This window comes from Leisingera sp. (genome assembly GCF_034669605.1).
GTDB lineage: Bacteria > Pseudomonadota > Alphaproteobacteria > Rhodobacterales > Rhodobacteraceae > Leisingera.
Window position 1 is genome coordinate 1 of sequence record NZ_JAXMOX010000207.1, and the last position, 7,765, is coordinate 7,765.

Consider the following 7,765-nt stretch of genomic DNA (forward strand, 5'->3'; position numbering starts at 1 on the left):
ACGCTTCCACCGGCTGTAGAGCGTTTTGTGCGGCCCGTAGGCGTCGGGGGCATCTCGCCAGCGCAACCCATTGCGATTGATGAAGATAATCCCGCTCAGCACCCGTTTGTCATCGGCCCGAGGCTTGCCATGCGGCTTCGGGAAAAAGGGGTGAGCTTGGCCATCTGCTCGTCGGTCAGCCAGAAAAGATCGCTCATGTCACAGCTCCATTTTCCGAGCCGTGAATCATGCAGTGCGGCGGAAATCAATGCATCCTGACCCTAGAGCATGTAAGTGCAGAAAACCGAAAAGGATGCTCGCGGTTGCGGCAACGAAACTTCGGCGGCGCGGCCAATTTCTCACCGGTCATTTAAACGTTTCAATTGCAGAAGATCGCAAGCTATTTTTTTGCCGTGTCGGGTTTCAACAATTACAACGCGGGGCAAAAACGCGTTCGCGGCGTATGCGCTATTTTGTCAAATCAGCTGGTGCTTCGGCAGCGAGATAAACCCCGCAGCGTTTGAGCGCGGCGCGCAGGTCCGGGGTTTTGCCGAGATACCGCCAGACCGTCTGATAAGTTGTGATCTCATTTCCGGTTTCCGGCTCGGTCCCGAGAATTAACCCGGCCAGCGTTGTGGAATTGTCGAAATCCCCGAGCGACAGCACGATGCAAGAGGTTGATTTCCGTATCTTGCTCTCCTGAATGACACAGAACAGACGCCCGGCTTGCTGCGTGGCGATGCCCTCGAATTTGAGCCGCTTAGGCAGGTTGATCTGGTCCCGGGGATAGCGGGCGATGATCTTGACTGCCGTGCCGCGGCCGCTTTGCGCCACTTTGACCAGCTGGACGTAGACATTTGAAGGATCTGCCGGGTCGGTGAGGTAGCCCTGGTAATAACCGGTCTGCGCTGCCGGTTCGCTTTGGTTCAAAAACAGACGCCGGGCAAAACCGGTGGCCGGGTCCCGCGCAGCCAGCATCGGCGGCCGCAGCCGGACCAGCTCGCGGAAGGCCTCTGGCGCTATGAAGATCTCATGCTCGTCGACACCGAAGAAATCACAGATCCGCCGCAGGGTTTGCAGAGATGGCTGGGACTGGCCGGTCAGGTAGCGGTTGAACTGAGTCCGGTTCAGATTTGCGCGGCGGCAGATGTCGGCCACCGAATTTCCATAACTGGTGAGTGTGCTCAGGTTTTGTGAAAGGTTTGAGGGCATGGCCTCTCCTGACGCTAGTAGACGCTACTGTCGCCCAACCAGCGTCCAGCCGCAACGTTTATTACCATTGCCCGGGATTTCCCGCGCGGCCTAGCCTGTTCCCAGGAAGAGCAAGACGACAGGGAACAGCATGAAACACTTCAATCACCTCGCCTGCAGCACGGCGATCAGCCTTGTGTGCAGCGGATTTGGCGGCACCGCGATTGCGGAAACGGCGGATCTGGTCATTCAGCACGGCCGTATCCTGACGATGGACGAAAACCGCACAAAGGCCAGCGCGATTGCGGTGAAAGGCAACACCATTCTGTTCACCGGCGACGATGACGCGGCAGAGGATTTCATTGGAGCGGACACCCAGGTCATTGATGCCGAGGGGCAGATCATCCTGCCCGGGCTGCATGACGTGCATATCCATCCGCTGTTTGCTATCAATCCAATCTACAAGGGCGAAAAATTCGAATGCAATTTCGAAGGCGCTTCAGTCGACATGGGCGCGACTGTGGCCAAGCTGCGGGCTTGCCTGCAAGAGGCCGAGCTGAACAGCGATGGCTGGCTGATCGGCAAATATTTCAACCCGCCCTCGCTGCTGAGCGTGACCGAGACCTACCCAAGCGTCATTGCGGCGCTGGATGCGGTTTCGGCCACGACACCGATCCTGCTGGAAGGGTCCGACGGGCATGCCTTCGGGGCCAATACCGCCGCCTTGGCGCAGGCACATCATCCTGATACCGGCAAGCCGACCCCGGTAACGGCGGCCAGCCTGAAAACGGACTATGCCGCCTATGCCGAGTATTTCAACATTGATGCCGATGGCAATCCGGATGGCACCGCGAAGGATTTTGCCGGCCATATAATCGGCGCCCCGGTTGCGGGCCTCGAGAACTACAAGCCTGTGCTGGATGATCTGACCGCGCTGATGGCGTCAAACGGGATCACCTCGGCCCAGGACGCCTGGGTTTCTGACCAGATTGCAGAGGTCTACGAATATTTGGAAGCGCAGGATCTGCTGAAGTTCCGTCTGCGGCTCAACACCCATATCGACAGCAACGTGATGGGCGGGCGCACCCGCGAACTCGATCTCGACGCCGCCATGGCCCATGCCGGTGCCATGCGGGCCCGGTTCGAGGGGGCGGAGTATATCAAGGCGGACGGGATCAAGATGTTCGTTGACGGCGTGGTGGAATATCCGACCCAGACCGCAGCGATGCTGAACCCCTATCTAGAGCCGGTAATGGGTGAGGAAATGGAGATCAAGGGCTATGTCGATCAGGACGGCGACGTCTGCAGCGAAGCCCGCGCCCATCTAGCTGATTATGCGATCCCTGCGGCGGCCGATGCCTTTCGGACGGCCCATGGCCATGATGCCTCGCAATGCGAAAAGCGCTACGGGCTTCTGGAGTTCTCGCCGCAGGAACTGAACCGCGCGGTGACCGCCTTTGACGCTGCGGGCTTTACCGTTCATATGCACACGATTGGCGACGGCGCGGTGAAAACGGCGCTGGATGCCATCAGTGCGGCGCGCAGCGCAAACGGCAGCAGCGGGTTGCCGCACAACCTCGCACATATCCAGTTTGTCTCCGATGAGGAGATTGCGCGCATTGGCGAAATGGCTGTTGTGGTGACCCCGACCATGGCCTGGGCGGTGCCGTTCTGGGAATATGACACCACGGTCAACCCCTTCATCAACAACGTGGATTCACTGGTAGATATGGACAAGCTTTACCGCCAAGATGGCCTTTGGGGGGATCGGGTGTACCCGTTCCGCAGCATCCGGGATGCCGGCGGCATTGTCGCTGCCGGCAGCGATGCGCCGGTGGATGTGCCGTCACCGCAGCCCTTCGTTAACATGGCGGCTGGCCTGATACGGGCAGATCTGCTGCCGGCTAACCCGCTTTCCCAGGATGAAAACCAGAAAACCGTGGTGGTTGCGGTCAACGCCGAGGAAGTTTTGGAGTTGGACGACGTTCTGGCCGCCTATACGGTGAACGGTGCGATTGCGATGGGGCAGCAGGATCTGACCGGGTCGCTGGAGCCGGGAAAACGTGCGGATCTGATCATGATTGATACCGACATCGAAGCGCTATCGCAGAAGGTGGAGACGATTTGGGACATCGCCGAGACCCAGGTCTTGCTCACAGTCTTCGACGGTGAGATTATCCACGACGCACGCTGAAGCAATTGCGATTGTCCAAGACAATAGCCTGGGCAGTTTCGCCCGGGCTTCAAAACCTGATACCCCCAAGTTCGACACTTCCGAGCCGGATTTGAAATTCCTGCGATTAGGGTGTGTAGCTATTTCAATGGGTTAGGGTTAGATGATGTGATGCTTCCAGCGGCTTGCGCCGTCACACGCCGTACTCGTATTCATCATTTATATAAGGGCTCAGGCGGTGATGGCTCTCGCCACATAACGCAGAAGAGCATCACCAAGACTGGCGGCCGTCAGTACCTGCAACTGGTCGTGTCCTTCCGCAATGACCGCGGTCAGGTTCGCGTGCGCGTCATTGCCAACCACGGACGCCTCGACGACCTCACCCCGGAAAAGCTGGAGCCGCTGATCAACGGTCCCAATCGGGCTGTTGGCCGGGCCGAAAACACTGCCTCCGAGGTCATCCATGAGCCGGGGCGGAGCTTTGGCGACGTCTTCGCGCTCCAAGAACTCTGGTGTGAACTGGGGATCGGCACGACCCTGAAACGCACTCTGCGCTCCTCGCGCCGGGAATTCGACGCCGAGGCACTGGTCCGCGCCATGGTATTCAACGAAGGCTCGGTTCAGCGGGTATAGCAATCCGAACTGTTCTCTCTGGCGTTCACGCAGCGACCTTGGTTCCGCGCATGATCCACAGCAGTGCCAGCGCCATCGACGCGACCACGGGCAGCGCGGCGAGCGCAAGCGCAGTCCAGCCCGCGCCGACCACGAGGGCACCGGAGGCGAAGGCGCAGATCGACGCGGCGAGCGCAATCGCGGTGTCGTTGATGCCCTGAACGGCGGCGCGCTCTGACGGGGCGAGCACGTCCGCCAGCAGCGCGGTCGCGCCGACGAACCCGAGGTTCCACCCGACGCCCAGGACGACCAGCGCGGCGTAAAAGTGGATGATCGTCAGTCCCGAGGCGGCGATCACCGCAGACGCGCCCAAAAGAGCGAGCCCTGTCGCAACGACGGCGGTGGTGCCAAACCGCTTGATGAGGAAGCCGGTCACGAAGCTGGGTGCGAACATGGCGACCACGTGCCAGCGCACAACATCGCCCGCGGCAGCCTCGGCGAAGCCGCAACCGACAATCGCGATCGGCGTCGGCACCATCAACAGAATCATGACGCCTTGCGAGACCGCTGCTGCGGCGATGGCGACTGCGACTGTGGGGCGCCGCAGGACGGCCATAACGCCGGCGGACGGGGCAGAGGGCCCCTCCGTCCGGGACGCCCGCGCCAGCCCGCGCACGAAGGGGAGTGGCAGCACGCCGGCCGCGCTCAGCACGACGACAGCGGCATAGGCACCCGCGAACGGGACCGGAGCGAGCGCGTCCTTGGTGCGAGTGAAGACCTCCGGCCCCGCGAAGGCGGCGATCAGCCCGGAGGTCAGCATCAGTGAAATCGCAACCGGCCGCCACCGGTCCGGCACGACCTCCGCAGCGGCGAAACGGAAGAACTGGAAGCAGGCCAGTGCCGCCCCGAGGGCGACATGGCCCAGGAGCAGAAGCGGGAAACTGCCCCAGAGGAGGCCAACGGCCGCCGCCGCCCCGCCCGTTGCAGCCAACGCCGCGCCCGCCACAAACCCCGCCCGGCGGCCGAAGCGCCCCATCATAAGCGAGAACGGCGCCGCCGCCACAAGGCCCGCTAGGGTTTGGACGGACGCGGGCAGCGTGGCGAGGGCGGGCGTGGGCGCCAATGTCAGCCCCGCCAGCCCACCAAGGATGATAAGCATTGGCATGGCCGAGCCGAGCACGGCATTCGCGCCCAAGAGCAGCGCGAAGTTCAGGGCGCTCGCCTGTGTTCTCTCAGTCGTGATCTTCATCGCGTCGTCCCTTTTCGGCGAAGTTAGTTGACACAAGGCGAAGGTAGGGCGTAACGCTTGTGGCAGGAATGTCATTCAGGCATCAAAAATGGCCAAACCTACCTGCCCCTCCCGGCGCATCGACGTACTGCTGTTTGACGGTGTTAACGCGCTCGACGTCTCAGGCCCTGTCCAAGCCTTTGCGGAAGCAAGGCGGGAGGGTTCGATGCTCTACGTCCCGCGCTTTGTCAGCATGGGCGGCAAACCGGTGCGTGCGTCTTGCGGACTCAGTCTGACCGCTGATGCACCGGTCGACGCCAAGTCCGATGCAGACGACCTTCTTGTGCCGGGCGGCGTCGGGATCGATCCGCAGTTGATGAGTACGGAACTCGTCCGCACGGTCTCCGCTTGGACAAAGGGTCGCTCGGAACGGCGCGTGATCGCCGTGTGTTCGGGCGCGCTCCTGCTCGCGCAAGCGGGCGTTCTGGACGGGCTGGCGGCGACGACGCACTGGTCGCGCGCCGCCATGGTTCGGGATCGGTTTCCCGCCGTGCGGTGGGAGATGGACCGCATTTACGTCGAGCATCCGCACGTCATGACCTCGGCCGGCGTGACGGCGGGCATCGATCTGGCCCTCGCGGTGATCCGGCGCGACCACGGGCCCACAGTCGCGCTCACCGTTGGGCGCGAGCTTGTCGTCCAAACCCGCCGCTCAGGCGGTCAGGCGCAGTTCTCGCCCGCCCTCGACGCGCAGCATTCCGCAGAGCCCGCGATTGCCTTGCTGGTCGAGGCGATCGTCTCGGACCCATCCCGCGACTGGACGCTGGCGGCGATGGCGGCCGCGGCCGCGACCAGCGAACGAACACTGTCCCGACGCTTCCACGCCGCGACCAGCAGCAGCCCATCGAAGTTTGTTGAGCGGATCCGGGTCGAGCACGCGAGGGATGGTCTCAGCTCTGGGACGCCGATTCAGACCGTGGCCGCGCGGTCGGGCTTTGGCGATGCCCAGCGGATGCGCCGCGCGTTCGTCCGCCACCTTGGGGTTACAGCAGCGGATTACGCCAAGATGTTCGGATAAGGCGCACCCGGGGCGACGGCCGGGTGACATGGGTCAGCTGTTGTAATAGCGTCCTTGCTGGCTTTCAGAACGCTCGGGCGGCCGGGTCTAAATCCATATATACCGCAATGCTGCGCCCGCAGTGCCATCCCCAAAGCGGATGATGTGGATGGCTCCTGCTCCACCCGGCGTCGCAATGCGCCATACTGCAGGTGTCAAAATCTGCTTTTGAGAGGAGCCACCCAATGCAAGTAAAAACCATAGGACTGGATCTAGCCAAGGATGTTTTCCAGGTTCATGGAGTTTCTGTGACCGGCGACAAGGTCTTCAACAAGAAGATCAAACGCGCAAAACTGTTAGAGTTCTTCAAGAGCCTACCGCCTTGTGTTGCGGGCATGGAGGCGTGAGCTTCGGAAGTTAGGTCACGATGTTCGTTTGATGCCAGCAACTTACGTCAAGCCATATGTCAAACGTGGGAAAACTGACGCGGTGGATGCGGAGGCAATCTGCGAAGCAGTTGGCCGCCCGACAATGAGATTTTCCGAGATCAAGACGGAAGATCAGCAGGCCCTTTTGACGGCACACCGCACGCGCGAGCTCATCGTCCGCCAGAGAACCCAGGTCTCGAACATGATACGTGGGATGTTGCGTGAGTTCGGCTATGTTCTTCCAACCGGGGTCGAGGCTATGGTCCGCTTTTCCAAAAATCATCTTGAAGGCGATCTACCTAAAATTCCGGAACTGGCGAACGGGGTTCTCGGTACCTTGTGTTATCAACTCCTTGGGCTCAGCGCCCGAATTGAAGGCTTTTCCAAGTTGATTGAAAGCCATGCCCGAAACGATGCCAATGCGCGGCGATTGATGCAGGTGCCTGGGATTGGCCCAATCACGGCATCAGCTATTGTGGCGACCATCGGCGACGCCAAACAGTTCAAAACCGGACGAGATCTGGCCGCTTGGCTGGGCTTAACCCCGCTCAATAAATCCAGTGGCGGCAAAGAGAGGCTTGGGCGGATTACCAAGAAGGGAGATCACTACCTCAGAAAACTCCTTGTCGTTGGCATGACATCGCGCGCATTGATGGCAAAACTCCATCCCGAGAAAGTCGATATCTGGACCGCAAGGATGCTCGCTGGAAATCCGGTCCGGCTTGCAACAGTTGCCATGGCAAACAAAACGGCGCGCGTGATCTGGGCAATGCTGACGAGACAGGAGAATTACCGGCAGCCGGTCACCTGATCGGGAAACCTGCCAGAAATGCAAGACGCATGATGTGATGACGCGGAACAAAGTCAACCAAAAGCAAGGACACTCCGGGAATGACGATGGCCTCTTTAGGCCGTGAAGCCGATTGGAACCTCGCTTGCGGAAATCATCAGGGCCAGTGGCAGATCACCACGCAAACAGATCCCATGATTAGTGGCGCAGAGCGGATAGGCTGCGCCATGCCAATGATAGGAGAACTGGTCATGTCGTACTCACTCAATACGCCGAAATCTGTTCAATACGACCGCACGCTTGTCCT

General features: G+C 60.7%; 6 protein-coding genes and 2 pseudogenes. 5 read left to right on the forward strand and 3 right to left on the reverse strand.

The features are described from left to right. Window positions 1-197: pseudogene (locus VOI29_RS20265) on the reverse strand (transposase); the annotation flags it as partial. A 250-nt stretch (window positions 198-447) separates the two neighbouring features. Continuing rightward, the gene (locus VOI29_RS20270) at window positions 448-1,191 is read right to left on the reverse strand and encodes a helix-turn-helix transcriptional regulator (RefSeq protein ID WP_323782977.1); all 744 of its coding nucleotides are present in this window, start codon (window positions 1,189-1,191) and stop codon (window positions 448-450) included. A 130-nt stretch (window positions 1,192-1,321) separates the two neighbouring features. Here VOI29_RS20270 and VOI29_RS20275 point away from each other — a divergent pair, with 130 nt between their 5' ends. Together VOI29_RS20275 and VOI29_RS20280 are read left to right on the forward strand one after the other, a co-directional pair. Then, window positions 1,322-3,364 (forward strand): amidohydrolase, encoded by a 2,043-nt coding sequence (locus VOI29_RS20275; protein ID WP_323782980.1) that lies wholly within the window; start codon window positions 1,322-1,324, stop codon window positions 3,362-3,364. A 111-nt stretch (window positions 3,365-3,475) separates the two neighbouring features. After that, window positions 3,476-3,976 carry a hypothetical protein gene (locus tag VOI29_RS20280; RefSeq protein WP_323782983.1) on the forward strand — a complete coding sequence of 167 codons (501 nt, stop codon included), beginning with the start codon at window positions 3,476-3,478 and terminating at the stop codon, window positions 3,974-3,976. Window positions 3,977-4,001: 25 nt separating this feature from the next. Here VOI29_RS20280 and VOI29_RS20285 read toward each other — a convergent pair whose 3' ends face one another. Next, window positions 4,002-5,204 (reverse strand): MFS transporter, encoded by a 1,203-nt coding sequence (locus tag VOI29_RS20285; protein WP_323782987.1) that lies wholly within the window; start codon window positions 5,202-5,204, stop codon window positions 4,002-4,004. Window positions 5,205-5,292: 88 nt separating this feature from the next. Here VOI29_RS20285 and VOI29_RS20290 point away from each other — a divergent pair, with 88 nt between their 5' ends. From VOI29_RS20290 to VOI29_RS20300, 3 genes and pseudogenes are all read left to right on the forward strand, one after another. Continuing rightward, window positions 5,293-6,261 (forward strand): GlxA family transcriptional regulator, encoded by a 969-nt coding sequence (locus VOI29_RS20290; RefSeq protein WP_323782990.1) that lies wholly within the window; start codon window positions 5,293-5,295, stop codon window positions 6,259-6,261. 224 nt (window positions 6,262-6,485) lie between these two features. Continuing rightward, window positions 6,486-7,479: pseudogene (locus VOI29_RS20295) on the forward strand (IS110 family transposase). Between the two features lie 80 nt (window positions 7,480-7,559). Further along, the coding region (locus tag VOI29_RS20300) for a hypothetical protein (RefSeq protein WP_323782993.1) at window positions 7,560-7,765 on the forward strand (206 nt) is incomplete at its 3' end.

What these genes read in the sequence shown, in the direction of transcription:
- VOI29_RS20270 (WP_323782977.1), bottom strand. Translation starts at nt 1,191, where the DNA reads ATGCCCTCAAACCTTTCACAAAACCTGAGCACACTCACCAGTTATGGA.
- VOI29_RS20285 (WP_323782987.1), bottom strand. Translation starts at nt 5,204, where the DNA reads ATGAAGATCACGACTGAGAGAACACAGGCGAGCGCCCTGAACTTCGCG.
- VOI29_RS20290 (WP_323782990.1), top strand. Translation starts at nt 5,293, where the DNA reads ATGGCCAAACCTACCTGCCCCTCCCGGCGCATCGACGTACTGCTGTTT.
- VOI29_RS20275 (WP_323782980.1), top strand. Translation starts at nt 1,322, where the DNA reads ATGAAACACTTCAATCACCTCGCCTGCAGCACGGCGATCAGCCTTGTG.